General features: G+C 69.9%; 29 protein-coding genes. 17 read left to right on the forward strand and 12 right to left on the reverse strand.

The window, feature by feature from the left end; all coding sequences use genetic code 11:
• Positions 1 to 87 precede the first annotated feature (87 nt).
• From ABD093_RS04375 to ABD093_RS04425, 11 genes are all read left to right on the forward strand, one after another.
• Positions 88 to 1,101 carry a LysR family transcriptional regulator gene (locus ABD093_RS04375; RefSeq protein WP_343922686.1) on the forward strand — a complete coding sequence of 338 codons (1,014 nt, stop codon included), beginning with the start codon at positions 88 to 90 and terminating at the stop codon, positions 1,099 to 1,101.
• A gap of 193 nt (positions 1,102 to 1,294) precedes the next feature.
• Positions 1,295 to 2,554: an aspartate aminotransferase family protein gene (locus tag ABD093_RS04380; RefSeq protein WP_343922688.1), complete on the forward strand. Its 1,260-nt coding sequence runs from the start codon at positions 1,295 to 1,297 to the stop codon at positions 2,552 to 2,554.
• Positions 2,554 to 3,762 (forward strand): ectoine hydrolase, encoded by a 1,209-nt coding sequence (gene doeA / locus ABD093_RS04385; RefSeq protein WP_343922690.1) that lies wholly within the window; start codon positions 2,554 to 2,556, stop codon positions 3,760 to 3,762. Before ABD093_RS04380 ends, doeA begins: the two co-directional genes overlap by 1 nt.
• A gap of 13 nt (positions 3,763 to 3,775) precedes the next feature.
• Positions 3,776 to 5,152, forward strand: a complete 1,377-nt coding sequence (locus tag ABD093_RS04390) for an NAD-dependent succinate-semialdehyde dehydrogenase (protein WP_343922692.1) — start codon at positions 3,776 to 3,778, stop codon at positions 5,150 to 5,152.
• Positions 5,153 to 5,474: 322 nt separating this feature from the next.
• The gene (locus ABD093_RS04395) at positions 5,475 to 6,278 is read left to right on the forward strand and encodes a methyltransferase domain-containing protein (RefSeq protein ID WP_343922694.1); all 804 of its coding nucleotides are present in this window, start codon (positions 5,475 to 5,477) and stop codon (positions 6,276 to 6,278) included.
• 35 nt (positions 6,279 to 6,313) lie between these two features.
• Positions 6,314 to 7,225 carry a DUF881 domain-containing protein gene (locus ABD093_RS04400; protein ID WP_343922696.1) on the forward strand — a complete coding sequence of 304 codons (912 nt, stop codon included), beginning with the start codon at positions 6,314 to 6,316 and terminating at the stop codon, positions 7,223 to 7,225.
• A 10-nt stretch (positions 7,226 to 7,235) separates the two neighbouring features.
• Positions 7,236 to 7,568 (forward strand): small basic family protein, encoded by a 333-nt coding sequence (locus ABD093_RS04405; RefSeq protein WP_193117189.1) that lies wholly within the window; start codon positions 7,236 to 7,238, stop codon positions 7,566 to 7,568.
• On the forward strand, positions 7,565 to 8,317 hold the full coding sequence (locus ABD093_RS04410; RefSeq protein ID WP_193117188.1) for a DUF881 domain-containing protein: 753 nt from the start codon (positions 7,565 to 7,567) through the stop codon (positions 8,315 to 8,317). The genes ABD093_RS04405 and ABD093_RS04410 overlap by 4 nt, the downstream gene beginning before the upstream one ends.
• A gap of 125 nt (positions 8,318 to 8,442) precedes the next feature.
• A complete protein-coding gene (locus ABD093_RS04415) occupies positions 8,443 to 8,886 on the forward strand; it encodes an FHA domain-containing protein (protein ID WP_193117187.1) in 444 nt (147 codons plus the stop codon).
• Positions 8,887 to 8,890: 4 nt separating this feature from the next.
• Positions 8,891 to 9,583, forward strand: coding sequence for a transcriptional regulator FtsR (ftsR, locus tag ABD093_RS04420; RefSeq protein WP_193117186.1), 693 nt, complete (start codon positions 8,891 to 8,893; stop codon positions 9,581 to 9,583).
• Positions 9,584 to 9,730: 147 nt separating this feature from the next.
• Positions 9,731 to 10,315, forward strand: a complete 585-nt coding sequence (locus ABD093_RS04425; RefSeq protein WP_193117185.1) for a MerR family transcriptional regulator — start codon at positions 9,731 to 9,733, stop codon at positions 10,313 to 10,315.
• Between the two features lie 158 nt (positions 10,316 to 10,473).
• On the opposite strand, the gene ABD093_RS04430 is transcribed toward ABD093_RS04425, so the two are convergent.
• Positions 10,474 to 11,265 carry a ParA family protein gene (locus tag ABD093_RS04430; protein WP_193117184.1) on the reverse strand — a complete coding sequence of 264 codons (792 nt, stop codon included), beginning with the start codon at positions 11,263 to 11,265 and terminating at the stop codon, positions 10,474 to 10,476.
• Positions 11,266 to 11,360: 95 nt separating this feature from the next.
• Between ABD093_RS04430 and ABD093_RS04435 the strand changes: the two genes are divergently transcribed.
• Entirely contained in the window at positions 11,361 to 12,380 is a 1,020-nt protein-coding gene (locus ABD093_RS04435; protein WP_193117183.1) for a methyltransferase, read from the forward strand.
• Between the two features lie 12 nt (positions 12,381 to 12,392).
• On the opposite strand, the gene ABD093_RS04440 is transcribed toward ABD093_RS04435, so the two are convergent.
• The 5 genes from ABD093_RS04440 to ABD093_RS04460 all read right to left on the reverse strand — a co-directional run bounded on the left by ABD093_RS04440 (position 12,393) and on the right by ABD093_RS04460 (position 16,407).
• The gene (locus ABD093_RS04440; RefSeq protein WP_343922703.1) at positions 12,393 to 12,743 is read right to left on the reverse strand and encodes a hypothetical protein; all 351 of its coding nucleotides are present in this window, start codon (positions 12,741 to 12,743) and stop codon (positions 12,393 to 12,395) included.
• Positions 12,744 to 12,821: 78 nt separating this feature from the next.
• Positions 12,822 to 13,022: a hypothetical protein gene (locus ABD093_RS04445; RefSeq protein ID WP_343922704.1), complete on the reverse strand. Its 201-nt coding sequence runs from the start codon at positions 13,020 to 13,022 to the stop codon at positions 12,822 to 12,824.
• A gap of 4 nt (positions 13,023 to 13,026) precedes the next feature.
• The gene (locus ABD093_RS04450) at positions 13,027 to 14,028 is read right to left on the reverse strand and encodes a sugar phosphate isomerase/epimerase family protein (RefSeq protein ID WP_193117181.1); all 1,002 of its coding nucleotides are present in this window, start codon (positions 14,026 to 14,028) and stop codon (positions 13,027 to 13,029) included.
• 44 nt (positions 14,029 to 14,072) lie between these two features.
• Complete coding sequence (locus ABD093_RS04455) at positions 14,073 to 15,218, reverse strand: Gfo/Idh/MocA family protein (RefSeq protein WP_343922902.1); 1,146 nt, start codon at positions 15,216 to 15,218, stop codon at positions 14,073 to 14,075.
• Positions 15,219 to 15,297: 79 nt separating this feature from the next.
• Entirely contained in the window at positions 15,298 to 16,407 is a 1,110-nt protein-coding gene (locus ABD093_RS04460; protein ID WP_343922706.1) for a Gfo/Idh/MocA family protein, read from the reverse strand.
• A gap of 218 nt (positions 16,408 to 16,625) precedes the next feature.
• On the opposite strand from ABD093_RS04460, the gene ABD093_RS04465 reads away from it, so the two are divergent.
• The gene (locus tag ABD093_RS04465; protein WP_343922708.1) at positions 16,626 to 17,423 is read left to right on the forward strand and encodes a transglutaminase-like domain-containing protein; all 798 of its coding nucleotides are present in this window, start codon (positions 16,626 to 16,628) and stop codon (positions 17,421 to 17,423) included.
• A 12-nt stretch (positions 17,424 to 17,435) separates the two neighbouring features.
• On the opposite strand, the gene ABD093_RS04470 is transcribed toward ABD093_RS04465, so the two are convergent.
• The gene (locus ABD093_RS04470; RefSeq protein WP_343922710.1) at positions 17,436 to 18,368 is read right to left on the reverse strand and encodes a PAC2 family protein; all 933 of its coding nucleotides are present in this window, start codon (positions 18,366 to 18,368) and stop codon (positions 17,436 to 17,438) included.
• A gap of 99 nt (positions 18,369 to 18,467) precedes the next feature.
• A complete protein-coding gene (locus tag ABD093_RS04475; RefSeq protein WP_193117178.1) occupies positions 18,468 to 19,271 on the reverse strand; it encodes a TSUP family transporter in 804 nt (267 codons plus the stop codon).
• Positions 19,272 to 19,337: 66 nt separating this feature from the next.
• Here ABD093_RS04475 and ABD093_RS04480 point away from each other — a divergent pair, with 66 nt between their 5' ends.
• From ABD093_RS04480 to ABD093_RS04490, 3 genes are read left to right on the forward strand one after another with little or no spacing between them, the layout of a single operon-like run.
• Positions 19,338 to 19,958 (forward strand): HAD-IA family hydrolase, encoded by a 621-nt coding sequence (locus ABD093_RS04480; RefSeq protein ID WP_343922712.1) that lies wholly within the window; start codon positions 19,338 to 19,340, stop codon positions 19,956 to 19,958.
• A 31-nt stretch (positions 19,959 to 19,989) separates the two neighbouring features.
• Positions 19,990 to 20,904, forward strand: a complete 915-nt coding sequence (locus ABD093_RS04485; RefSeq protein ID WP_193117176.1) for a transglutaminase family protein — start codon at positions 19,990 to 19,992, stop codon at positions 20,902 to 20,904.
• Between the two features lie 44 nt (positions 20,905 to 20,948).
• Positions 20,949 to 21,518, forward strand: coding sequence for a maltokinase N-terminal cap-like domain-containing protein (locus tag ABD093_RS04490; RefSeq protein ID WP_343922714.1), 570 nt, complete (start codon positions 20,949 to 20,951; stop codon positions 21,516 to 21,518).
• 16 nt (positions 21,519 to 21,534) lie between these two features.
• On the opposite strand, the gene ABD093_RS04495 is transcribed toward ABD093_RS04490, so the two are convergent.
• On the reverse strand, positions 21,535 to 21,906 hold the full coding sequence (locus tag ABD093_RS04495; RefSeq protein ID WP_343922716.1) for a VOC family protein: 372 nt from the start codon (positions 21,904 to 21,906) through the stop codon (positions 21,535 to 21,537).
• 132 nt (positions 21,907 to 22,038) lie between these two features.
• Here ABD093_RS04495 and ABD093_RS04500 point away from each other — a divergent pair, with 132 nt between their 5' ends.
• Positions 22,039 to 22,866 carry a hypothetical protein gene (locus tag ABD093_RS04500; protein ID WP_193117174.1) on the forward strand — a complete coding sequence of 276 codons (828 nt, stop codon included), beginning with the start codon at positions 22,039 to 22,041 and terminating at the stop codon, positions 22,864 to 22,866.
• An 18-nt stretch (positions 22,867 to 22,884) separates the two neighbouring features.
• Here the strand turns inward: ABD093_RS04500 and ABD093_RS04505 are convergent, their stop codons facing one another.
• The 3 genes from ABD093_RS04505 to ABD093_RS04515 form a co-directional block, all read right to left on the reverse strand.
• Positions 22,885 to 23,751: a GNAT family N-acetyltransferase gene (locus tag ABD093_RS04505; protein WP_193117173.1), complete on the reverse strand. Its 867-nt coding sequence runs from the start codon at positions 23,749 to 23,751 to the stop codon at positions 22,885 to 22,887.
• 77 nt (positions 23,752 to 23,828) lie between these two features.
• Complete coding sequence (locus ABD093_RS04510) at positions 23,829 to 25,241, reverse strand: multidrug effflux MFS transporter (protein WP_343922719.1); 1,413 nt, start codon at positions 25,239 to 25,241, stop codon at positions 23,829 to 23,831.
• Between the two features lie 135 nt (positions 25,242 to 25,376).
• Complete coding sequence (locus ABD093_RS04515) at positions 25,377 to 26,141, reverse strand: queuosine precursor transporter (RefSeq protein WP_193117172.1); 765 nt, start codon at positions 26,139 to 26,141, stop codon at positions 25,377 to 25,379.
• Positions 26,142 to 26,220 lie beyond the last annotated feature (79 nt).

The raw sequence follows: 26,220 nt of genomic DNA on the forward strand, positions 1-26,220 counted from the left end.
AAGCTACGCCCGGAGATATCGGCTGACCAATAGCGACCTCGATGTCGGGTATCACGATCGTGATCGCCCCTGACCTACCATGGAGCGATGTCCACGACTCCGCTCACCTCACGTCCGATCGCACCGAGCAGCCCGGCGTCGTCGGTTCAGCCCGCCCGGTCCGGTGCCGGCAGTGCGGATCTGAACCTGCTGCGCACCTTCCTCGCCGTCTATCGGGCCGGGACGTTCACGGCGGCCGCGCCGCTGCTCGGCCTGTCCCAGCCCACAGTGACCTCGCAGATCAAGGCGCTCGAGAAGCACACCGGTCATCGGCTGTTCGACCGCGGTCCGCGCGGGGTGGAGCCGACCGCCTATGCCAGCGGCCTCGCCTCCAGGGTCGCCGAGGCGCTCGACTCGCTGGCGGACGTCGACGACGCCGTCTGCGCCTCCGGCGGGCGGGCGGCGCCCGTCCATCTCGCCGGCCCCGCCGAACTGCTCTGCACGAGGCTCCTGCCCGCTGTGGCGCCGCTGGTGGCCGAGGGGGTGCACGTGCGGCTGGAGCACGGCGTGCCCGAGGAGCTGATCGACGGCCTGCGTGAGGGTCGGCACGATCTGGTCGTCACGACCCGCCGCCCGCGCGGCCGGTCTTTCGAATCGACCCCCCTGGCCGACGAGGAGTACCTGCTGGTCGCCTCGCCGCAGTGGGCGCGATGGATCGCGCAGGAGCGCGGCGACCAGGAGCTGTGCACCGCGCTGAAGGAGGTGCCCCTGGTCAGCTATGCGGAGGACATGCCGATCGTGAGGCGGTACTGGCGGACAGTGTTCGGCAGGCAGCATCCTCCGATCGGACCGGCGCTCACGGTGCCGAACCTGCATGATGTGGTGGCCGCCCTGACTCGTGGTGCCGGCTACAGCGTGGTCCCCCGGTCCCTCTGCTCCGACCATCTGGCCGCAGGCCGTCTGGTGCAGCTGGACGACCCCTGTGACGGGCCGTTGAACACCCTCTTCCTGGTGCGGCGGCCGGGCTCCCGATCCAATCCCGACGTGGCGCGGGTCCACGACGCGCTGCGCGCCGATGCCCTGTGCTGGAACTCCCCGCCGAAGGGGCGGCAGAAGTCGTGAACTACCAGATGGTCGGGCCTGTGACCTGCATCGCGAATAGCGGGATCGATAGGGGTTGATGGGCGGCTTGACGCGGTGCTCACCCCCGGGTGATGGTCTGCATACCGGCTCACACTTGCCAGATGGGGCGATCTTCGCTATGGGAGCCGGTCATGGAGATCGGGATCGCCCCCGTGATGAAGAGAGGTCTCCCATGGACGCCACAGTCTTCGAGTCCCACGAATCCACCATCCGCGGCTACTGCCGCAACTACCCCACGGTGTTCGCCTCCGCGTCCAATGCGCGGCAGGTCGACGAGGACGGGAAGTCCTACCTGGACTTCTTCGCCGGGGCCGGAGTGCTCAACTTCGGGCACAACAACCCGCGCATGAAGGACGCACTGATCGCGTTCCTCCAGGCCGACGGCGTCGCCCACAGCCTGGACACCTACACCACCACCAAGCGCGACTTCATCGCACGCTTCCAGGAGGTGGTCCTGGAGCCGCGGGGGATGGACCACAAGATGCAGTTCATGGGCCCCACGGGGTCCAACGCGGTCGAGGCGGCGATGAAGCTCGCCCGGCTCGCCACGGGCCGACGGGAGATCGTGGCCTTCAGCCACGGATTCCACGGCATGACGCTGGGCTCCCTGGCGGCCACCGCCAACCATGCGTTCCGCCAGTGGGCCGGCGTGCCCCTGGAGAACATTCAGCGGCTCCCCTTCGAGACCGCCCCGGGCGGCGAGTCCGCCATCGCCGACTACGCCGCAGCGCTGCGGGATCCCTCGAGCGGTATGCGACCCCCGGCCGCCTTCCTCGTGGAGGCGGTCCAGGCCGAGGGCGGCGTGAACGTCGCCAGCACGGAGTGGCTGCACGAGGTCCAGGACCTCGCCCACGAGGTCGGCGCCCTGTTCATCATCGACGACATCCAGGCGGGGGTGGGGCGCACCGGCGGCTACTTCTCCTTCGACGGGATGGGGCTGGACCCGGACATCATCACGCTCGCCAAGGGCCTGGGAGGCTTCGGCACCCCGATCGCCATGAACCTCAACAAGCCCGAGGTCGACGCCCACTGGTCGCCGGGTGCGCATACGGGCACCTTCCGCGGGCAGGGGCTGTCCTTCGTCGCCGGCACCGTGGCACTGGACTACTTCACCGACGAGGCCTTCCTCGCCGAGGTCCTCGCCAAGGGGCAGCGGATGCGGGACAGGCTCGAGAGCATCGCCGCGAAGAATCCCGACCGGGGCTGGGAGGTGCGCGGGCGCGGCATGATGCAGGCGCTGGACACGCACGACGGTGCGTTCGCCAAACGGGTCCAGCAGGCGGCCTTCGAGGCCGGCCTGCTGATCGGCCCCTGCGGGAGCGAGGGGCGGGTGATCAAGCTGATCCCGCCGCTGACGATCCCCGAGGACGATCTCGCCGCCGGCCTCGACCTGCTCGAGGGTGCCCTCACCGCCGCATCGGACGCGGACTGATGCGCCGCCGGTCCGATATGACCTTCGCCCCTGAGGAGTACGAGCGAAGGCTCTCGGAGCTACGGCAGCGGATGGCGGAGCGGGGGCTCGACGCGGTGATCATCACCGATCCCGAGAACCTGATGTACCTCACCGACTACCAGACCACCGGATACTCCTTCTTCCAGGCCCTGATCGTGCCGCTGGAGACGGACTCGGTGATGATCACCCGCGCGCTCGAGGAGTCCAACGTGATCGCGCGGACCTGGCTGGAGCATTCGCGGGCCTATCCCGACAGCGGGGACGCGATCCTCGAACTGGTCAGCACCCTGCGCGACCTGCGCCTCGGTGACGCCCAGGTGGGATACGAGCGCAACAGCTACTACTTCCCCGCCTACCAGCAGGATCGCTTCCACGATGCCTTCGGCGAAGGGCTGGTGGACTGCTTCGGCATCGTCGAGGAGGGCCGGATCCGCAAGTCCCCGGCCGAGATCGAGGTGATGCAGCTCGCCGCCTACGCCGGGGAGGCGGGGATGGCCGCGGGCCTGCGCGCCGCGATGGCCGGTGCCACCGAGAACGATGTGGCCGCGGCGATCACCTCCGCGATGTTCCGTGCCGGCGGCGAGTTCCCGGCGGTGGTCCCGTATGTCGCCTCCGGGCCCCGGACGATGATCGGACACTCCACCTGGGAGGGACGCATGATCCGGCCCGGGGAGCATGTGTTCCTCGAGGTCGGAGGCTGCTACCGGAGATATCACACGGCCATGATGCGCACCGCGGTCAACGGGGCGCTCTCGGAGTCGATGCACTCCGCCCAGGAGCTCATGAAGCAGACGCTCGCGGAGCTGCGCAGCCTCATGAAGCCGGGGGTGACCGTCTCCGAGATCGCGGAGCTCACACGCTCCCGCATCGAGAGCAACGATGTGGGGGCGCAGCTCGTCACCCGCGCCGGCTACTCGATCGGGATCGCCTTCCCGCCGTCCTGGGACGAGGGGTACATCATCTCCCTGCTGGAGGGGGACGAGCGTCCGCTCGAGGAGGGCATGACCTTCCACCTGCTCCCGTGGATGTGGGGTGTGGACGGGAACAAGACCGTCGGCATCTCGGACACCGTCCACGTCACCGCGGACGGCTGCGAGTCGTTCTTCACGCTGCCCGAGGACTTCACCGTCCACGAGAGCTCCGCCCGTTCATTCCGCGCCTCTGCCGTCGTCGCGCCGAGCTTCTGAGAGGAGCTGCTTCATGACCATGCTGACAGCCATCGATCCCACCACCGGCGCCGCCGTGCACGAGGTGCCCGCCGCGACCCCCGAGGAGATCACGGCGATCATCGACCGGGCCCAGCAGGCCTATCCCGCCTGGAGGGACACCGGGATCGAGGAGCGCGCCGCGATGATGCGCCGGGTCGCCGACTACATGCGCGAGCACGTCGACGAGCTCGCACCGGTGATGACGCAGGAGATGGGCAAGCCGATCGGGGAGTCCCGCGGCGAGGTCATCAAGTCCGCGTGGGCCGCCGAGCACTACGCCGAGCATGCCGCGGAGTATCTCGCCGACGAGCACCTTGCCTCCGACGCGACCAGCTCGTACGTCCAGTATCTGCCGCTCGGACCGGTGCTGGGGATCCTGCCCTGGAACGCCCCCTTCTGGGTCGCCTTCCGCTTCTGCGCCCCGGCGCTCATGGCCGGGAACACCTGTGTCATGAAGCATGATCCGCATGTGCCCGGTTGTGCGGCCGCGCTCGAGGAGGTGTTCCGTGCAGCGGGTGCCCCGGAAGGGATCTTCCAGACCCTCCAGGCCCGTACCGAGGATGTCGAGCAGGCGATCCGCGATCCGAGGATCCAGGCCGTCTCCTTCACCGGCTCGGACCGGGCCGGCGCGAAGGTCGCTGCGATCGCCGCGAGCGAGATCAAACCCGCGGTGCTCGAGCTGGGCGGCTCCGACCCCTGCATCGTGCTGGCCGACGCGAACCTCGCCCGAGCAGCCGAGGTCTCCGCCCTCTCGCGGATCATCAATGCCGGACAGTCGTGCATCGCCGCCAAGCGGGTGATCGTCGAGCGCTCCGTGCACGACGAGTTCGTCGAGCTGCTCACCGCGCAGCTGAAGGACCTCGTGGTCGGCGATCCCCGGGACGAGGCCACGAAGGTGGGCCCCATCGCCCGGCAGGAATTGCGCGAGAACCTCCACCGGCAGGTCACCACCAGCCTCGAGGCCGGGGCCACCCTCGTCCTCGGCGGCATGATGCCGCAGGGGGAGGGATTCTTCTATCCGGTCACCCTGCTCACCGGCGTCGAGCCGGGGATGACCGCCTGCACGGAGGAGACCTTCGGACCGCTGGCCGTGGTGATGGCGGCCGAGGACGCGGAGCACGCGCTCGCGCTCGCGAACGACACGCCCTACGGTCTGGGCGCCGCGATCTGGACGGAGACGGAGCGCGGGGTCGAGCTCGCCCGGAGGATCGAGGCGGGCCAGGTCAGCGTGAACGGCATCGTGAAGTCCGATCCGCGCCTGCCCTCGGGCGGCATCAAGCGCTCGGGCTACGGCCGCGAGCTGGGTCCGCACGGGATCCGCGAGTTCACCAACGCCCAGCAGATCTGGGTGGGTCCGGTGCGCTCGTGAGGCTGATCCGCACACGACGAAGGCCGTCGATCCGCAGATGCGGATCGACGGCCTTCGGTCGTNAACCTGCGACCCCCTGACCCCCAGTCAGGTGCGCTACCAAGCTGCGCCACAGCCCGAAACCCTCCGTCACCGGAGGACCGTGGATAACCCTACCCCGCCCCATGCCCCTGGAGCCAATCGAGACGGGCGTGACCTGCGGCACTTCACGGATCGGGCTCGATTGCACGCGTCGCGGAGGGCTCAGAGGCGGCGCCACGTGGCAGAGTGGGAAGTGACCGGCGCCACAGCGGTGTCGCGGGTGAACTGCAGGAGGCGATCGATGTCCGCCGATGTCACCGGGTCCGATGTCCAGGAGCAGAAGCAGGAGCCGCCCTGGAGCTGGGCCACGCTGGTGGGCAACCTCGCCCCGATGTCGGATCGGGTCCTCGACCTCGGCACCGGGGGAGGGGAGACACTCGCGTCCCTGACCGACGTGCTGCCGGAGGGGACCGTCGCCACCGCGGGTCGGTCTCCGGCCCTCGCCGCCGCCCGAGCGCGACTGGTACCGCTGGGGATCGCGGTCCACGAGCACGGCGCCGACCGTCCCGGCGCGCACCTGCCGTTCCCCGACGGGACCTTCGATCTCGTCCTGTCCCGGCACGGGACCTATGACGCGCACGACGTGGCCCGCGTGCTCGCGCCCGGCGGCTCCTTCCTCACCGAGCGGATCGGCGGGGACGACCTGCGCGAGCTCGACAGCGCCTTCGGCATCGACCTGCCCTCTCCCGAGGTCACCCTGGAGAACGCGGTGCACGACCTCACGCGAGCCGGCCTGACCGTGGAGCGCTCCGACGCCTTCCACGGCACCGCCCGGTTCGGCGACATGGCGAGCCTGCTGGGCTACCTCCGTCACGTGGCGTGGCACGGGGTCGACGGCTGCGACGGGTCGGGCGGGCTCGATCCGGATCATCATCGACGCGAGCTCGACGCGCTGGCCCAGCAGCTGCAGATCGGGCCGCTCTCCCTGAGCACCAGCAGATTCCTCGTCCTCGCCCGGGCCCCGGACGCCCCCGACGTCGGGCGCACCGACTTCGCGGATCTCATCGGCCGATCCGACCCGATGCCCGAGATCCCGCGGGTCTGATCGCTGACCGGGGCCCTCGGCACTACCCTGCTGATATGCGTGCTCCGCGGCGGTCGACACCCCACGGCGAGACCCCCTACTCGCCGACCTCTCTGCTGCGCGCGCTGACCGCGAACCCCTATGACGTGGACACCCTGCGCGAGGAGGACCCGTCCTGGGCGGAGGAGACTCCGCCGGACAACCGGATCACCCGCACCATCACCGTCCTGCTCGCACTCCTGCTGGGCTTCGCGGTCGCCGTCTCCGTCGCGGACCTGCGACGAGATGCCGCGGCGGACGACAATCCGCGCGCGCTCCTGGAGCAGGAGGTGCTGAACAGCCGTGAGGACATCGATGCGCTCGACGCGAGGCAGGGGAGTCTCGAGGGCGACATCGCGGCAGCCCAGGAGACCGTCCTGGACGACACCGACTCCGAGTCCGCGCAGCGGCTGCGGGTCCACGAGGTGGCTGCGGCCGGAACGGTGCTCAGCGGCACCGGCGTGGTGCTCTCCCTCGAGGACTCCGTCCCGCTGCCCGCGAGTCCCGGGGTGAAGGAGGGGACGATCAACCGCGTGACCGACGGGGATCTGCAGATCGCGGTGAACGGGCTCTGGGCGGCGGGGGCCGAGGCGGTCTCCATCAACGGTCAGCGGCTGAGCGCCACCAGTGCGATCCGCACGGCCGGGTCCGCGGTGCTCGTCGACTTCCGGCCCCTGTCCCCGCCCTACGAGATCACCGCGCTCGGCGACCCCGAGGCACTGCAGGCCGGCGTCGAGGCGGCGGAGAGCGGCGACTACCTCTCCGAGCTCTCCACCCGCTTCGGCATCCGCACCTCCTGGACGACCGGCACGGAGCTCAGCGTCCCCGCCCGAGCGCTCGGCACGCTGCGCGAGGCGTCCCCGCTCGATCCCAGCGACCCAGCAGCCGGCACGGCCTCGCAGGACGATGCCCGGAAGGACTCCGAATGAAGGACCACCAATGATCGCCATCATCGGCCTCATCGTGGGCGTCGTCCTGGGCATCGTCGTCCAGCCCGACGTCCCGGTCGTGCTCCAGCCCTATCTCCCGATCGCGGTGGTCGCCGCGCTGGACACTCTCGCCGGCGGCCTGCGTGCGAGCCTCGACGGAGCCTTCGACGCCCACGTCTTCATCACCTCGTTCCTGTTCAACGTCCTGATCGCGGCGTTCCTCGTGTTCCTCGGCGACCAGCTGGGCGTCGGCGCGCAGCTGTCCACCGCGGTGATCGTGGTGCTCGGGATCCGGATCTTCTCCAACGCGGCCGCGATCCGTCGGCTGCTGTTCCGCTCATGAGCGACGGCACCCGTATCCCGGAGAGCCCGGAGCAGCAGAAGGCCGTCTGGCATCGCCTGCGGGACACCCTGCGACCGCAGGCCACCTGGTCGCAGCTGATCGTGGGTCTGCTGTGCGTGCTGCTGGGACTCGCGATCGCCGCTCAGCTGCGGCAGACGGACGACTCGCTCGAGGGCGCCTCCCAGCAGGAGCTCCTACGGCTCCTGGACGAGTCGGGCCGGCATGCCGCGGGCCTCGAGGTGGAGAACGCCGAGCTGGATCGCACGCTGGAATCGCTGCGCTCGGGGCAGGGGGATGACGCTGAGGCACGGACCGCTGCCGAGGAGCGCCTCGCCAACCTCGAGATCATCGCGGGCACCTCGCCGGCGCACGGCCGCGGGATCGTCGTGTCGATCGCGGATCCGGCGAGCGGGGTGCGCGCCTCCACTCTGCTGGGCGTCATCCAGGAGCTGCGCAATGCCGGGGCCGAGGTGATCCAGCTGGGCACGGTCCGCGTGGTGGCGTCCACCTCGATCACGACGGACCCCAGCGGCCGGCTCCTGGTCGACGGCACCGTCATCGCCGCCCCGTACACCGTGCGCGTCATCGGCGATCCCGAGGTCATGGAACCGGCGCTTCGGATCCCCGGCGGTGCCGCTGACTCCGTCGCGGCCGATGGCGGCACCCTCGCGATCGCCGCAGAGCAGGACGTCGAGGTCACGGCGACGGTCGAGCTGGACGAACCCGAACACTCGGAGGTGGTCAAGTGATCGTCAAATCCTCTCCAGGGCGGTGTGGATCAGTGCAACGGGCGCGTCGAGCGTGCGAGGATGGGCGGGCTGGATCCTGATCGTTCATAGAGCGGGGTCCACCGCTTGCCAGGAAGGGGTGCGGAGTGTCCGGTAACACCGCGTGGAACGACGAGAATCTCGACCACACATCGAAGCTGAGCGCGATCTCGCCCAGTGATCCGGTGGAGGACGGCGAGCCCGGTCTCTCCTCACAGGATCGTCGCGCGATCGAGAACCTGCCCCCGCACAGCGCGCTGCTGATGGTGCGCAAGGGCCCGAACCTCGGTGCTCGCTTCCTGCTGGACTCCGAGACCACTCTCGCCGGGCGGCACCCCAACAGCGAGATCTTCCTCGACGACGTCACCGTCTCTCGCAAGCATGCCGCCTTCGTCCGTGACGGGGACGGCTTCCTCGTGCGGGACCTGGGGTCCCTCAACGGCACCTATGTGGGCAAGGACCGCGTCGACGAGGTGCGCCTCCAGCCCGGCCAGGACGTGCAGATCGGCAAGTACCGCCTCACCTACCACCCCTTCCACGGGACGGCCTGACCCGATGGCGGCCTCCGCAGAGCGCAGGCCGAACTCGTCCGGCATCGCACGGCTGAGCATCGGTCAGGTGCTCGCCTCCCTGCAGGACGAGTTCCCGGACCTCGCGCACTCCAAACTGCATTACCTCGAGTCCGAGGGGCTGATCACCCCGGAGCGCACCCCGGCGGGATATCGCAAGTACACGCGCGACGACGTCGACAGGCTGATGTTCGTGCTGCGCGCCCAGCGCGACCGCTTCTGGCCGCTCAAGGTCATCAAGGAGCATCTGTTCGAGCATGGCGTGGACTCCGAGGTCACCTCGATCGCCTCGCGCCCCGGGCCGACCTCCACGATCCAGGCCGTGCGGCTCGATCGCCGAGGGCTCGCACGCCGGGCCGCCGTCGAGGAGGGCTTCCTCGAGGAGCTCGAGCAGTACGGCCTTCTGGCGGAAGGTCTCCTCTTCTACGGCTCCGCCGAGCTGGAGATCGTCACCTCGGCCCGCGACCTCGCGGAGGAGGGCCTCCACCCGCGGCACCTGGTCATGCTGCGCACCTCGGCGGAGCGCGAGGCGCACATGATCGGCTCGGTGGCCAGGCCGCGCTCGCGGTCCGGCGACTCCGCCGCCCGGGGTGAGGCCGAGGATTTCGCCCGGGATCTCGGCGAGTCGATGATCGCCCTGCACAGCGCCGTGCTGCGCACGAAGCTCCGGGATTCCTGAGCAGGGCGGACGGCGGGTCCCGGCAGCGGGCGCAATCTATCCGTGACCTTCGGGCGGCGCGTTGAGGCCGGCCGACGGCAGGGACACGCTACTGTGGGGGGAGTGCTCTCACCTTCCCCCTCGGAGAGCCGGAACCCGGAGGTAGCTGTGAACGTCTCACCTGGTGAGGATCGCACCGGACAATCGACCGTGCCCGCTGAACCCGCTCAGGGTGTTCTCTTCGACGACGTCGTGGACACCCCCGGTGAGCTCGGGTACCGCGGTCCGGCCGCCTGCAAGGCCGCCGGCATCACCTACCGCCAGCTGGACTACTGGGCCCGCACCGGGCTGGTCGAGCCCGGCGTCCGGGCGGCGTCCGGCTCTGGCAGCCAGCGCCTCTACGGCTTCCGTGACATCCTCGTGCTGAAGGTGGTCAAGCGCCTCCTCGACACCGGCGTCTCCCTCCAGCAGATCCGGGTGGCCGTGAATGCTCTGCGCGAGCGAGGCAGCGACGACCTCGCCGGGATCACCCTCATGAGTGATGGCGCCTCCGTCTACGAGTGCACGTCCGCCGAGGACGTCTTCGACCTGGTCCAGGGCGGGCAGGGCGTGTTCGGCATCGCCGTGGGCCGTGTCTGGCGCGAGGTCGAGAACGACCTGGCCGTGCTGCCCGGCGTGAATCCCGCGGACGACGCCGCTCTCGCCCTGCAGGACGAGCTGGCGGCCCGCCGCCGTTCCCGCCAGGCCGGCTGACCGAACCTCCTCCTCCACACAGCACGACGGCGAGCCCCGGGAAGGGACTCGCCGTTTCTGTGTCTCTGCGCCTCGGAGTCTGGTGCGTGCCCCGGAAGTCCGGTGCGGCGAGGACGTCGACCGCCGCCGCACTCAGACGTTCAGGAGTGCCGTGCAGCTCAGGAGTGCTGGCGAGATTCCAGCACTGTCTGCAGCAGTGCGTCGAAGTCCTGGGTCAGCCGCTTGCCGGAGGCACCTTCGTACCGGTGGAGCGGAACGGCGCCGCCCTGCGCCTGCTGCAGGCCCACGCGCTCCTCGATGACCGGCTCCAGCACGGTGTCCCCGAAGAGATCCCTGAGCTCTGCCAGACGGTACTGGTGCTCGACCGACCGCGGACGATAGCGATTGACCACGAGCCCGAGGGGCTGCAGCCGGGGAGCGGTGCCGGCATCATGCATCTCGGTGGCGAGCTTGAGCGCGCGATCAGCGGCGGTGACCGCGAAGAACCCGGGCTCGGCGACCACGAGGGCGCGATCCGAGGCCGCGAGCGCCATCTGGGTGAGGCCGTTCAGGGAGGGCGGGCAGTCGATCAGCACCAGGTCGTACTGGTGGGTGCGCTTGTCCAGCGCCTCATGCAGACGCCGCACGTCCTTCGCATTCGGTGCGGGGGAGTCCATCACCGAGGAGCGGCTCGATCCGGGGATCATGTCCAGATGCGATGCCGCACCGGCGGACCAGGGCGTGGGCAGGATCGACCGGTCGATGGTCTCGGTGCGCGGCGAGGAGAGCACCTCGGCGATGTCGACGGTGGAGGCAGGCTCGCCCAGCAGCCCCAGCGTCGAGTCGCCTTGAGGGTCGAGGTCGATGACGAGAGTGTTCACCTCCTGATGGAGGGCGGCAGAAGCCAGGCCCAGGGTCACGGACGTCTTGCCGACGCCGCCCTTCAGGGAACACACACTCACGATGAACACACGGAGAGTCTACCGACCCGAGCCTGATCACCGAGCACGCCACGGGCGGTAACCTGCGTGAATCGTGTGCAGAACGCGCCGAGGAGGAGGAGACGATGTCGCAGATCACGCATGAGCTCGTGCTGGAGGTGCTCGACGGCTGCGGGGACAGCGCCCTGCGGGAGGCCGGCCGGCTGGGCCCAGCCCGGCAGATCACCCCCACGGAGCTGTCCCTCAGCACGGACGACCTCGACGCCGTGCGAGGCCTGCGCCGGGTCGTGGCCGCCTCCTCCGGGCTCACCGTCCCCGCTCGACGGCCGCGGGAGCTGCTCGAGACCTCCGTGCAGCAGCAGCTGGGGGAGCTCCTGGAGGATCTGGGCCGGCAACGGCCTCGCCAGCGCTTCCACGGGCTCCGGCTCGAAGCGGCGGGCTCACAGACCCCGGACATGCGCCGGATCGCGGAGGCGATCGCGGAGCTGGCCGGTGTGGAGGTCTCGGAGGACGGCGACCTGGTGGTGCGGGTGCGCCGCGGCATCCCTGAGCACACCTGGCAGATCCTGCTGCGGACCACCCCGCGCCCCCTGTCGACCCGGACCTGGCGCACGGTCAACTACCCCGGTGCGGTCAACGGCACCATCGCCGCGACCGTTCTGGACCTGCTCGAGGTGGGGAGTGAGGACAGCGTGCTCGACATGACCTGCGGATCCGGGACGTTCCTGATCGAGCAGCTCCACGACGTGGCACCCGCCCGGGCGCTCGGCGTGGATCTGGACCCGTCCGCCATCGAGGCCGCGCAGCAGCACCAGCGTGCCGCCCGCCGCAAGGGACGCATCGACTGGATCACCGGGGACGTCCTGACCGCAGAGATCGACCCCGGCTTCACCCGGTTCCTCACCAACCCGCCCTGGGGAACCCTCCATGGCGAGCACGAGAGCAATGAGCAGCTGCTCGTCGACCTCCTCGCGAGGGCTGCTCAGCTGGCCGCCCCGCAGGCCCGGCTCGGGGTGCTCACGCATGAGATCACCCGGATGCAGCGGGTGCTGGAGGAGGCCGACAGCGAGTGGCGCCTGATCGACGAGCACCGCTTCTTCCAGAAGGGGCACCACCCTCGCCTGTTCCTGCTCGAGCGCGACTGAGCCGTCGGAGCGTCAGAGGCCTCGGCGGCCGCTGTGCAGGGCCTGCTGTCCCCTCTCGTCGCCGTGGATCCTCACCCGCGCCACGTCATCGCGACCGGAGGCCCACAGGAGCAGCTCGATCGGCTCGCCGTGCACCCGCACGCTGCCGGTCGAGCGCCGTGCTCGCCGCCGCATCCCGCCGCGCGGTGAGACGAATGTGACGTCGACCGGAACGCGCAGGACCACTCGGGACAGCAGCCCGAGGGCCTTCCAGGCCGACGCATCCTGCGCGGCGGAGAGCCGCCGGGGCTCCCATCCGTCCTGGGCACGCCGCAGATCCTCATGATGGATCAGGAGCTCGCCGTCTCCGCTGAGGGAATCCATGGTCCCCGCGGGGGAGAGGGGCCCGGGACCGTTGCGGAACTGCTCTACGAGCTGCTCCCAGGGCGCGGCGCGCAGATCCTAACGGGCTCGGCCGGCGCGCCGGCCGAGCGGACCGGGCAGCGCCGAGCCGACCATGAGGTGGGGGAGGCTCTCCCGCAGCAGCAGGTGCTCCAGGAGATCCGGAGCGTCCCATCCCGGCAGGATCGTCGGCGCGTCGGGACCGAGCTCGAGGAAGCTCGCGGCGAACTCTGCACGTTCCTGGGCACCTGCTGCGCTCATGCGATCACTCCTGGTTGCTGAAGGCGTCGTCGAAGGAGCCCTGGGCGACGGGATAGTCGAGGCCCTCGAGCACGGCCAGGGCTTCCTTCGCCCCGTGGAGACGGTCCATGCCGGCATCCTCCCACTCGATCGAGATGGGGCCCTCGTAGCCGATGTGCCGCAGCGCCCGGAATGCGGCGTCCCACGGCACGTCCCCGCGCCCGAAGGAGACGAAGTCCCAGCCGCGCCGGGGATCTCCCCAGGCCAGGTGCGAGCCCAGGCGCGTGTTGCGCCCTGTGATGCGCACCCGGATGTCCTTGCAGTCCACGTGGTAGATGCGGTCGGCGAAGTCGGTGATGAACGAGACGGGGTCGATGTCCTGCCACATGAAGTGGGACGGGTCCCAGTTCAGGCCGAACGCGGGACGGTGACCGATCGCCTCGAGGGTGCGCCGGGTGGTCCAGTAGTCGTAGGCGATCTCGGAGGGGTGCACCTCGTGGGCGAAGCGCACGCCGCACTCGTCGAAGACATCGAGGATCGGGTTCCAGCGGTCCGCGAAATCCTGGTAGCCCTCATCGATGACCTCCTGGGACACCGGCGGGAACATCGCGACGTACTTCCAGATCTTCGAGCCGGTGAAGCCGATGACGGTGTCGACCCCGAGCTTCTGCGCGAGACGGGCGGTGTTCTTCATGTCCTCGGTGGCGCGCTCGCGCACGCCCTCGGGTTCACCGTCGCCCCAGATCGCGGAGCCGACGATCGCCTGGTGGCGGAAGTCGATCGGATCGTCGCAGATCGCCTGACCCTTGAAGTGGTTCGAGATCGCCCAGCACTTCAGGCCGTGCTTCTCGAGGATCCCCAGACGCTCGGCGATGTACGACTCGTCGTCCCAGCGGGCGGCGTCGAGGTGCTCGCCGCCCACGCAGATCTCGAGTCCGTCGTAGCCGATGGACGCGGCATGGGCGGCGACCTCGTCGAGGGTGAGGTCGAGCCACTGCCCGGTGAACAGGGTGTGCGGGTGGGACATGGTGGAGATGCTCCTTCTCAGCAGTGAGGGGTGGGTGGTGCGGTTCAGAGGGTGACGCCGGCTCCGTCCGCGGCGTCGGACGCGATCACCGCGTCGAGCACGCGCTGCAGGGCGAGCCCGTCGGCGAAGTCGGGCGCGTAGGCGGCGTCCTCGTCGCGGATCGCGAGCAGCAGGTCGCGGGCCTGGTTGGTGAAGGCGTTCTCCCAGCCCAGCACGTGCCCCTGCGGCCACCAGGCCTCGAGATACGGATGCTCGGGCTCGGTGACCAGCACCCGCGTGAAGCCCTGCTCGGTGACCGGGACGGTGGCGTCGAGGTACCAGAGCTCGTTGGGGTTCTCGAGATCGAAGCGCAGTGCGCCACTCGTCCCGAAGAGTTCCACGGTCAACCGGTTCTTCGCGCCGGTCGCCATCCGGGAGACCTCGACGGAGCCGATCGCCCCGCCGTCCAGCTCGAGGGTCGCCCAGGCGGCGTCGTCGACGGTGACGTCCTCGAGCCCGTCCTCGCCCGGCCGCTGGGGGACCATCGTGGCCAGGCGACCGCGCACGGCGGTGGTCCGCTGGCCGGTGAGGAACTGGATCTGGTCGATCGCGTGGGAGGCGATGTCGCCGAGCGCGCCGGAACCGGCGGTCTCCCGGCGCAGCCGCCAGGACATGCCGGCCTCCTCGTCGACCAGCCAGTCCTGCAGGTACGCGGCCTTCGCCTGGCGGATCGTGCCCAGCTTGCCGTCGGCCACGAACTGCCGGGCCAGGGCGAGGGCCGGGACGCGGCGGTAGGTGAAGCCGAGGGCGGCGACCTGTCCCCGCGCGGTGGCCTTCTCGGCGGCCTCGACCATGGCCTGCGCCTCCGCGGTGTCGTTGGCCAGCGGTTTCTCGCACAGAACGTGCTTGCCCGCCTCGAGGGCCGCGATCGCGATCTCGGCGTGCAGGAAGCCGGGGGTGCAGATGTCGACGATGTCGATGTCGTCGCGGCTGATGACCTCGCGCCAGTCGGTGGCGTGCTCCTCCCAGTCCAGGCGATGGGCCGCCGTGGCGACGGCCTCCTCATCCCGGCCCACGATCACCCGGCGGGCGATGTCGGGGACGTCGAAGGCGGCGCCGACGGTGCGCCAGGCCTGGGAGTGGGCGCGACCCATGAACGCGTAGCCGATCAGGGCGACGCCGAGCGGACGGTCTGCTGGAAGGTGAGGCACGGTCGCCACATCGGTCTCCTGGACTCGGGAAATGGTCGGTCAGTTGGTCGGTCGGTCAGTCGGTCAGTCGGTCAGATCGTCAGAGGGTCACGGCGAGAGGGTCGAAGTCCGCGGGCAGCAGCTCCGGGACCTCGACGCTCGAGTCGATCGCTGCGGAGCCGTCGCCGCGGGAGGCCTCGTCCAGACCGATCATGATGTCCAGGACATGCCCGGCCAGGTCTCCCGTGAGGCGGTGCGGACGATCCGCGCGCAGGGCCCGGGCCATCTCAAGGGTGCCGAGCCCTCGGCCGCCGACCGCGCCGACCGCCTCGCGCTCCGTCCAGTCCTCGTCGCCGCGCTCGGCCATGCCGGTCTCACCGACGAAACCGTTGGGGTCGGGCAGGGACAGGGAGCCGGCAGAGCCCGCGAGCTCCAGCACGTGGGGCTGCCCGGTGGCGTCGTCGAAGGAGAACTCGACGGCGGCGACGGCGCCGCTCGCGAAGCGCAGCAGGCCCTGCACCCGGGTGGGCACCTCGACCTCGAAGGTCTCCCCGGCGCGCGGGCCGGAGCCGATGGTGCGGGCGGGCACGGACTGCGACCCGACCGCGGAGACCGAGACGACGGGGCCGAAGGCGAGCACGAGGCTGGTCAGGTAGTAGGGACCCATGTCGAAGAGCGGGCCCGCGCCGATCTGGAACAGGAAGTCGGGATTGGGATGCCAGGACTCCGGGCCGGGGGAGCGGAACTGCGCGAGGGCGGAGCGGGGCTCGCCGATCTCGCCGTTGCGCAGCGCCCGCAGGCCCGTCTGCACCCCGGCGCCGAGAACCGTGTCCGGGGCACCGCCGACGCGCAACCCCTTCTCCCGCGCGGCGGCGAGCAGAGCACGGGCATCCTCACGCGTGGTGACCAGTGGCTTCTCGGTCCAGACGTGCTTGCCGGCCTCGAGGATGCTGAGGGAGACCTCGTAGTGAGCAGCAGGGATGGTCAGGTTGACCACGATCTCGATCTCCGGGTCCTCCAGCACGACCTCGGCCGGTCCGTGCACCGCGATGCCGTACTCCTCCGCCCGGGCGGCGGCCGCCTCGGGCCGCAGATCGCCGATGGCACGCAGCTCGATGTCCGGGTAGGTGGTGAGCTGGTCGAGATACTGGCCGGAGATCACCCCGGCCCCGATGATGCCGACGCCGACGGGTCCTGTGGATCGGGTCATGAAGGTTCTCCTGGAGTGCTGGGTCGGTGGAATACGAGGTCGACGTCCGTCGCATCGCGCCAGGGATCCGGGGATCGGCGCTGTTCGCCACGGGGGTCGAGCAGGTCCGGAAGGGGACCGTGTCGACGATGACGACTGGGTCACAAGCCTATGCCGCGGATCACCCTGCGGCAAAGGCGTCCGGGCCTCGGCCCGGCGGTGGATGCCACACTGAGGATGTGAAGAGACAAGTACGCGCGTGGATGACGGCCGATGTCGCCGAAGGCACCGACGTGGCGCTGCTGATCGCGGTGTCCGATGCCCCTGCCCAGCACGAGTCCCTGACCGTGATCGCCGGTGGCCGGGCGCACCCGAGCACAGAGACCCGCGACCGCTTCGGCAGCAGGATGCACCTGGTCACAGGCCTGCCGGAGGGGAGGGTCGAGATCACCTACGAGGCTCGCGACGTCACCGCCGCGCGGAGTCCGAGTGCGAGCGAGGCTGATGCGGTGCTGCATCTGCGGCCCTCGCGCTACTGCGAGGTCGATGAGTTCACGAAGATCGCGGAGGAGGTCCTCGACGGGCGCTCCGGGATCGAGGCGGTCGACGCTGTCGTGCAGTGGGTGCACGAGCACCTCGACTACGTGCCGGGATCCAGCACGATCACGGACTCCGCACGGAGCACGTACGTCGCGCGCCAGGGTGTGTGCCGGGACTACGCCCACCTCACCGCCACGCTGCTGCGCGCCGGCGGGATCCCCGCCCGCTGCTCCTCCGTCTACGCCCCCGGGCTCAGCCCGATGGACTTCCACCTGGTGGTCGAGGCGATGGTCGACGAGGCCTGGACGGCCGTGGACTCCACCCATCTCGCCCCGCGCAGCTCGATGGTGCGCATCGCGACCGGGCAGGACGCCGCGGACACGGCGTTCATGACCACCCTGGCCGGGAACGTCCTCCTCACCGGCATCCAGGTGACCGCCGTGGCGGACCCGGAGCTTCCTGCCGAGCACGTCGGCGCAGCGGTCACTCTGCGCTGACCCGTCAGCGGCTCAGCCCTGCGCGGGCGGCTCCTGCCCGTCCTCGGGCGCGTCGTCGACCGTCCCGTCCTCGGCGATCTCTGCCAGGTAGTGCTCGACCTCCGCCGCGATGTCATCGGCGGTCGGGACCTCGGTGGCGGCTCCCGAGGTGATCATCCGGTCATAGCGCTGCTCGAGGCCGGAGACCATCTCCTGGAGCTGCTCCTGCGAGTCGATCTGGGCGGCGACGGCCTCTCGCACGGGCCCGGCCAGTGCTTCGAGCCCCTCGACCGGGATCATCGGGCCCTTCTCCTGACCGATGGCGGTGAGCAGGGCGATCGCGGCGTCGGGATAGGACATCTCGTGGAGATACTGCGGCACGTGGACCACGAGCCCGACGACGTCGTGGCCGGCGTCGGCCAGGCGCAGGGTCAGGAGCGAGGTGAACGGGGCGCGGAGGCGGAACGTCCCGGGCATCGTGCGGCGCACCTCGATGGAGTCCGGATCGCCGGCGAAGCGCGTCACCGGCAGCTCTCGGGTGTGGGGGACCGGTGCCGGGAAGCCCTGCACGAGCAGGGTCCGCTCGATGCCCAGCTGCTCGACGATGATCTGCAGGGAGGTCGCGACGCGCTCCCACTGGAAGGACGGCTCCGGTCCGGTGAGCAGGAAGAACGGCTCCCCGTCGGAGTCCGTGACCTCGTGCAGCAGGATCTCGGGCTTCTCGTAGCCGTCGAAGTGGTCGAGCTCGAGGGTGACCTCGGGACGGTGGCCCGCATAGTCGTACACCTGGTCCATGTCCAGGCGCCCGACGACGCGGCTGGGGAGGGTGTTGAGCAGATGGTCGTCGATGAGGTCCTGGGCGTTCCCGGCATCGGTGAACGCCCCGAGGCTCACCAGGAGGGTGCGTCCGTGCAGCGAGCGCGAGTCGACATGGTGCTCATAGCTGAACAGGGTCGTCGGATCCAAGGTGACCTCCAGGCAACGGGCCGCAGGCAGGGGCGGCGGGGATGACTCACTCTTCAACGACCTGTGGCGGAGGACTATTCCCCGCCGCGAGCTGTCAGGTCAGGTGAACAGCGCCACTGAGTCCGCCGCGAGGCGCACGGCGAGGGCTCCGGTGACGATGAGGAACACGATCCGCACGAAGCGGGAGCCGAGCCGGATCGCGAGACGCGCTCCGAGGAACCCGCCGAGCACGTTGGCCACCGCCATGATCCCGCCGAGCAGCCACCACACCTCGCCCTGCAGCCCGAACACCAGCAGCGCCCCGATGTTGGTGGTCAGATTCGCGAGCTTCGCGTGCACGCTGGCCTCGAGGAACCCGTACCCGAGCAGCGCCACCATCGCGATGATGAAGAAGGAGCCGGTTCCCGGCCCGAGCACCCCGTCGTACACACCGATCACGGCGCCGATTCCACCGGAGCGCAGCACGTGCGCACGACCGCGGTGCCGGGGCTCGTGCACGAGACCCATCGCCGGGCGCAGCACGGTGTACAGACCCACGGCGATCAGGGCGACGAGCACGATGGGGGAGAGCCACGGCTTGGGGACGAACGTCGCCAGTCCCGCCCCGAGCGCGCTGCCCGCCAGGGCGCAGAGCACGAGAGGGATCGCGGTCGCCGCGATCGGCGTGATCCGTCGGACGTAGGTCCAGGAGGACACCGCCGTGCCGGCGGCGGAGGCGATCTTGTTCGTGCCCAGCACGGTCGACGTCGAGGTGTCCGCCGGGAGCGCGGTGAGCAGCGCCGGCAGCTGGATCAGCCCGCCGCCGCCGACGACGGCGTCCACCCAGCCGGCGACGAAGGCCGCGCCGATCAGCAGCACGATGGTCAGCACGGAGAGCTCGAGGAGCTGGTCGGTCAGCGGCACAGGACCAGTGAACACCGGTGCCGCTCCCGTCGACGAATCCGGGGCCCGACTGTCACAATGGCGGACATGGAGGCGGTGATCTGGGACCTGGGGGGCACCCTCCTGAACACCTATCCCGATGTGGACCGGGCACTGGCCGCGGTGATCAGCGCGGAGCCGGGGGAGAGCCTCCTCCAGGAGGTCGCGCAGCTGACGCGGCGCTCGAGCGGCGAGGCGATCAGCACCCTCGCACGTCGCTACGACCTGCCCGAGCACGATCTCCGCACGGCCTATGACGGCACCAAGGCCCGCTGGGCCGACCGGCCGCCTCCGGCCATGGACGGAGCGCGGGAGGTGCTGGCCGCCGTGCGCGCGACCGGCGGGCTGAACCTGGTGGCGACCCATCGTGAGCGCGACAGCGCCGAGGCGCTCCTGGCCTCCCTCTCACTGGCCGTGGACGATCTGGTCTGCGCGCCCGACGGATTCGCCCGGAAGCCGGATCCGGCCATGGTGCACGATCTGCTCGAGCGGCATCGTCTGGAGCCGGGGGAGTGCCTCGCCGTCGGCGATCGCCCGGCAGATGTCGCGGCGGCGCGGACCGCGGGTGTGCGCGGGGTTCTCCTGCGGACCCCCGGTGTCGCGCTCGATGCCGGGGACGCGGAGCAGATCGATCATCTCCCTGAGCTGCTCACGCTGCCGGACCGGTGACGGACGGCCGCCCGCAGACCATACTGGCGCCATGGTGATGATGCTCTCGGACCCACCCGTCCCTGCCGACTGGGCACGTCACACCCCCACGAGCGACCCGGGGAGGTTCGCGACGCTGCTGGACGGCGTCGACCCTGATCACGCGGAGATCGGGCCGGTGGTGCGCACCCTGCTGGCCCATTACCGTGCTCAGGCGGAGGATCTTCCTGCCACGAGCCGGCACGACGTGGACCTGCGCTGGGTGGAGGAGATGCTCGCCGTGGATCAGCAGCGCCACCCCGGGCTGGCCCTCTCCGCTCACCGGGAGATCGGCGAACGCCTCCAGGGCTGCTGCCGGGACCACACCCTGCTGGCCGTCTCGATCCTGCGCCATCACGGGGTGCCGGCGCGCAGCCGGGTCGGCTTCGCCGACTATTTCCTGACCGACTGGCACAGCGACCACGTGGTGGTGGAGATGCACGACGGGAACCGCTGGCGACGCGTCGACACGGAGGTCGAGCAGGGGTCGGGGCTGCTGCCCGACCCGCTGGATCTGGAGACGGGCCCCGGTGCCCCGTTCCTCTCCGCGGCGGAGGCGTTCCGTGCGCTGCGCGCGGGAACGCTCGATGCCGCCTCGTACGGTGTGGCCCCCGGACACCCTCTCAGCGGCGAGGATTTCGTGCTGTCCGAGGTGTTCTGGGAGCTGGCCCATCGCTACGGCGACGAGACGCTGCTCTGGGACGGGTGGGGCGCGATTCCGGCACCCGGCGAGACCATGGGCGAGGAGCTGCTCACGGTTCTCGACGAGGTCGTCGAGCACCTGATCGCGGCCGATGCGGGGGACATGGCGGCGGAGCGCGGCCTGTATGAGCAGTACCTGCGCGACCCGCGGCTGAGCCCCGGCACCGCCGTGCTGCAGTTCTCGCCGGTCGGCGACGGTCCGGTCAAGGTCGTGCTGCGCTCCTGAGGCGCCTTCCTGAGGTGCGGTGCCTCCCGCGCTAGCCTGGACCCATGGCGATCATCTATCAGGCCGAGCTCAGCCCGTCCAAGCCCGAGATCCTGCATCAATTCCTCGAATCTCGCTCCTGGGGCGAGACGGGGGAGCTCGAGGTGCTCGGTGCCTACCGCTTCGACGACCCCGACGGCGAGGTCGGCATCGAGTGCCACTTCGCACGGGTCGGGGAGACGGTGTACCACCTGCCGTTGGCCTACCGCGCCGAGCCCGTCGAGGGCGCGGCGGAGGGCTTCATCGGCACGATGGATCATTCGGTCCTGGGGGAGCGCTACGTCTACGACGGCCTCGCCGACGACGTGGCCCTGGACTGCTTCCGACGCGCGATCTGCGGCGAGCAGGAGCAGGCGGAGCTCGAGATCCACACGCCCGACGGCGAGCTGGTCGAGACCAGGCCTCAGAGCGTGACGCTCAGCCTCGAGGTCGACGAGGGGGAGCAGCCGCCGTCCGCGGACGAGCTGCTGGACGGCGAACCCTTCACGATCTCTCGCACCGTCGGCGGCCTCGACGGCACGGTGCGCCTCGTCGCCACCTGGGCCGACGGGAACGGCGTCATCGCGGCGTACTGAGCGTGCGTTTCGCCTGTCAGGCGGGGACGTCGACGAGGGTGAGGCAGAACGGGTGGTCCACGGGATCTGCGAAGACCAGGCAGTGAGCGGCGTTGGGCTGGAAGTCGAACCGGACCGCGCCGGCCTCCTCGACCCTCGCGGCGGCGAGCTCGAGATCCTCCACCAGGAAGTCCAGATGGATCAGGGCGGAGTCCTCCGGCCACCTCGGCGGCTCATAGTTCTCCACGCCCATCACATCGATACGGCCACCGGCGCTCTGCGTGCCGGCCCAGGCGTCCCCGAGGACCGTGATCACCTCGCCGTCGGTGATCTCCGCGTAGAACTCGGCCAGGCGTCCGGGCTCCGGTGCGGCGATGGTCACGGCGCTGAAGCGGATCGGTGTGGTCATGCCCCGGAGCGTAGACCGCGGGAGGGGAGCCGAGAAGAGGGCTCGTGCTGAGCCATCCTTCCTCGACTTTACATAACGTACATTATCGGCGTTGCCCGGAGAGGGAGGTTCGGCCATCTGTAGGGTGCTGACATGACGACGGCGACAGCTCCCGGAGCAAACTGTGTGCGAGCCCTGCTCGGCCTCATGGCGACTCTTGCCGTGACAGCCGCCGGAGCTGCCGCTGTTGGGCGTCAGGACGTCTCACTCGTCCTGGGCTTGTTCGAGGCCGACGTCGTGTGGATCGGAATCCTTGCTGTCAGCGTCCTTCTGCATGTCCGTGGGGTGCCGGTGCTGGACGGCTGGCGGGACATCGTGCAGAGCGTGACGCCACGGCCGGTTCGTCGCGCCGTCGCGGCCGAGGTTGGCTGCCTGGTCTCACTCGCTCGAGTCTCCCTGCGGCGTCCACCCCTGATACCGAGCGGCGCTGAGGCCTTTCCGGCTCGGGAGGGAACGTTGGCGATCACGCTCGCGTTCGGCGTCGTCACACTCGTCGAGGTAGCTGTTCTGCACCTCGTGCTCCCCTGGCCCACTCTCTCTGTGGCATTGACGCTGATCAGCGTCTACGGGCTGCTCCTGCTGCTCGGAGTGATCGCCTCGAGATGGGATCATCCGCACTACGCGACGTCCATGTCGCTCGTCCTGCGCAACGGTACGCACGTCGTCGCCGATATCCCCTATAGGGACATCAGCTTCATCGTCCCGGTTCGGGACGGGACCGTCGTCGCCCCGACGATCGCTGACGGGATCGCGCGGCTGGCGACGATGAACGGATGCCAGGTCGCCGTCGGCCTGGCCTCTCCTCGCCGCATCGCTCTCACCGCGAATGGACGCGACAGAAGCAGCGTTGTGCACGAGATCCGGTTCGCCGCCGATGACGCCCCAGAGGTAGTCAGCGCCCTCGACGCGCGACGCCGATAACCCGGTACACCAATCCCGTCAGGACGGCCGACGCAGATCCAACCGCTGCGGCAAGGCCGTGAATCCCGCCGATATATAGGTCGCGACCGCTGCGGCGTTGGCGCTCGGTGTGGCAGCTAGAGCCCGTGAGGCACCGAGCTCGCGCAGCATCGCCAGCCCGGCTCGTGTGATCGCCGGGCCGTATCCGTGGCCCCGATACTCACGACCCACACCCAAGGGCTCGATCAGTCCGGCCTGCCGAAGACCCGCCGACCAGATCGTCGTTGCGGCGACGGCTGTTCCCTTCGCATCGAGCGCTAGCAGGCAACGTGAGTCCCCGGCGCCCGGCGCGATCCGCATGGTGTGCCAGTGCTCCTCGGTGAATCGTGAGCCGTCGAATGATTGGCGGTGCACCGCGGCGCGCGTTCCTGCGAGCTCCGGGCCGACGACCTCGACGCGCAGCCCGGGATCGGCGATCGACGCGTCCAGATCCCTCTCCAACGGAGTCCAGGCCTCGTCGGTCGCCCATCCGTAGCTCAGGAGCGCGTCGCGGAGCCGAGCTCCGTTCGGCACCTCCACGCAGGCTGAGGTTCCGGCCAGCACGCCGCTCCCCTGATCCCCCAGGTCTTGTACCAGTACATGAGTGAGGTGGTCGTCCTGCTGCGCCGTCGGAGCGATCGCCAGGCGCAGCAGCTCAGGCCCGTCGAGCATCCCGATCGCCAGGAGCTCACCGGCCAGGCTCCAGGTGCGCACCGCCGCAGCGGTGGCGTCGGACCCCTGCTGCAGGTGCCAGCCGAGGTCTCCTGGGTGGAGCTGCATCGGCGAGCCGTCGGTCTGCCAGCTCGCGAGCGTGCGCACGACCTCCGGGAGCTCGTCGGCACACGGGGTGCTCAGGCGCGGTGACATGCCCTGATCTCATCGCGCTCCGTCGGCGGCGGCAACTGATTTTCCGATGAGCGCGATGAGACCGGGCGCCAGGGCCCTCAGGCCGCAGCCGTGTGCGGGTTCGGGGTGCCGCTCCCCCGCCCTGCCAGGACGAAGAACGTGCCCGAGATCAGCACGCCCACGACCATCGTGACCGCCATCGGCAACGAGGACTGGGTGCCGGCGATGCCCACCAGCGGGGCGGCGATCGAGGCCGAGAACGAGAAGCCCAGACCCAGCATCGCCGAGCCGGTGCCGGCGAACTCACGGGCCTGGTCCGAGGCCAGGGCGCCGCCGTTGCCGAAGATCATGCCCTGGGGCGCGACCGTGAAGAAGAACGCCGGCAGCACGATCCATGCCGGAGTGTCCAGGAACAGGCTGCCGATCAGCAGCGAGAAGCTCGCGATCGTCACGAGGATCAGGCCCACCCGGATGAGCTTGCGCGGATGGATCGTGCGCGTGAGGCGGGCCGAGAGCAGCGAGAGCGCCATCATGCCGCAGGAGTTGATCGCGAAGCTCACCGAGTACTCCGTCGAGGTGAAGCCGAGCATCTCCTGGACCACGAAGGACGATGCCGAGACGTAGGCCATCAGCGCGAACGCCGAGAAGGCGTTGACCAGCATGTACGCGACGAAGGTGCGCCGGTGCAGCAGGGTGCGGACGTTGCGCAGGAAGGTGCGGAATCCCCCGGCATGGCGCCTGGAGACCGGGAGCGATTCAGGGATCAGGAATATCACCCCGATCAGGGAGATCAGCGACATCACGGCGATGACGAGGAAGATCTCGCGCCATTGGCCGAAGACCAGGATGATCCCGCCCAGCAGCGGCGCGACGATCGGGGCGACTCCGCCCACGCCCTGCATGATGTTCATGATCCGGAAGAGCTCGGGGCCATCGGTGAGGTCGATGAGGACGGCGCGGCCCAGGACCATGCCGAAGCCGCCGCCGATGCCCTGGATCACCCGCAGCACCAGCAGGATCTCGGCGGACGGCGCAAGGGCGCAGCCGATCGAGGCCAGCAGGCACAGCACGATGCCGATCAGCAGCGGGGCGCGTCGCCCCATCCTGTCGGAGAGCGGGCCGGCGACGATCTGTCCGCTCGCGGTGCCCAGGAAGAAGGCCGTGATGGTGAGCTGCATGCGCGACGCGGTGGTGCCGAGATCTCCGGCGACCTCAGGGAACGCCGGGATGTACATGTCGGTCGCGAGCGGACCGATCGCGCTGAGCGTGGTGAGCACGACGATCACCAGCACCGTGACCTTGCTGCGCGTGCGGCGCAGCTCTTCCTCCGTGGGGAGGTGGGCGAAGTCGTGGTCGGCGGGGTCCTCCATCACGGGGATGGCGCCGGTGATGGTGGGGATGGAACCGGTCTGGGTGGGGATCGAACCGGTGTGGGTGGGGATGGAGCCGGTGGAGGTCAGGGGTTCGTCGCGATCGTCATCGCGTCGGGGATCTGGTGCGGCGGGAGCCACGGGGGTCCTTTCAGGCGGTCATGGATCGAGCCGGGCGGATCGCGCGGATCGCGCCCGGCTCGATCGGACCATCCTAGGGACGTCGTGAGCGTTCACGGAAGGGGCGGCCCCGGACTGGGACGGACACGTCCCGGATCAGGCGGTGGCCGCGTCGGCCAGCCGTGCCTGATAGGTCGGATCCGTGCGCTTGAGCCACCGGATCACGGCGGAGGTCACCGGGATCATCGCGTACTGCACCGCGACCTTGTAGACGAAGCCGAGGATCGTGTACTCGGCCCACTGCTCGAGGGTCGTGATGCCGATCGCGGTCGCCGCGATGGAGCAGAAGATGATCGTGTCCACCAGCTCGCCCAGGCCGCTCGAGGTGAACAGGCGGGCGATGAGCCCCCTCTCCCCCGTGCGCCGCTTCATGCGGCTGACCACCAGGGAGTTCAGGGTCTGCCCGGCGAGGAAGCCGGCCAGGCCGGCGAGCACCACGATCCAGACGGGCCCCAGGGCCAGCTCGAGGGCCTCCTGCTTGGCCAGGCCGTAGTCGTCCGGGAACGGCGGCAGGGCGATGATCACCTGATAGCAGATCGAGGCCAGGATGCTCACGGCGAAGGAGGTGAGGATCGCGCGGCGAGCGGCGCGCGGGCCGTACAGCTCGGTGACGATGTCCCCAAGCACATAGGCGAGGGGGAAGAGGAAGAATCCGCCGTCGGTGAGGATCTCGAATCCGGTGCCGGGAACCGTCCCGAAGCTGACGCCCTTCGCAGCGCCGATCCCGGACAGCACGACCACGGTGACCATGGCGGCGAGGAGGATGTCGAAGTGAGAGGCTCCCCGGTCGGCGTAGACGGCGCCGGCCGGGCCTCCAGAGGTCGAGGCGGTTCGGGGGGCGGATGTTCTGGGTGTGTTCACCGGGGCAGGGTACACAGAATGCAGGCCGTGCAGAGGGCCGGGCCCTCGTCGACGTGACGAGGACCCGGCCCTGTGCGGA

The organism is Brachybacterium tyrofermentans (assembly GCF_039526165.1).
In the GTDB taxonomy this organism is placed as follows: Bacteria; Actinomycetota; Actinomycetes; order Actinomycetales; family Dermabacteraceae; genus Brachybacterium; species Brachybacterium tyrofermentans.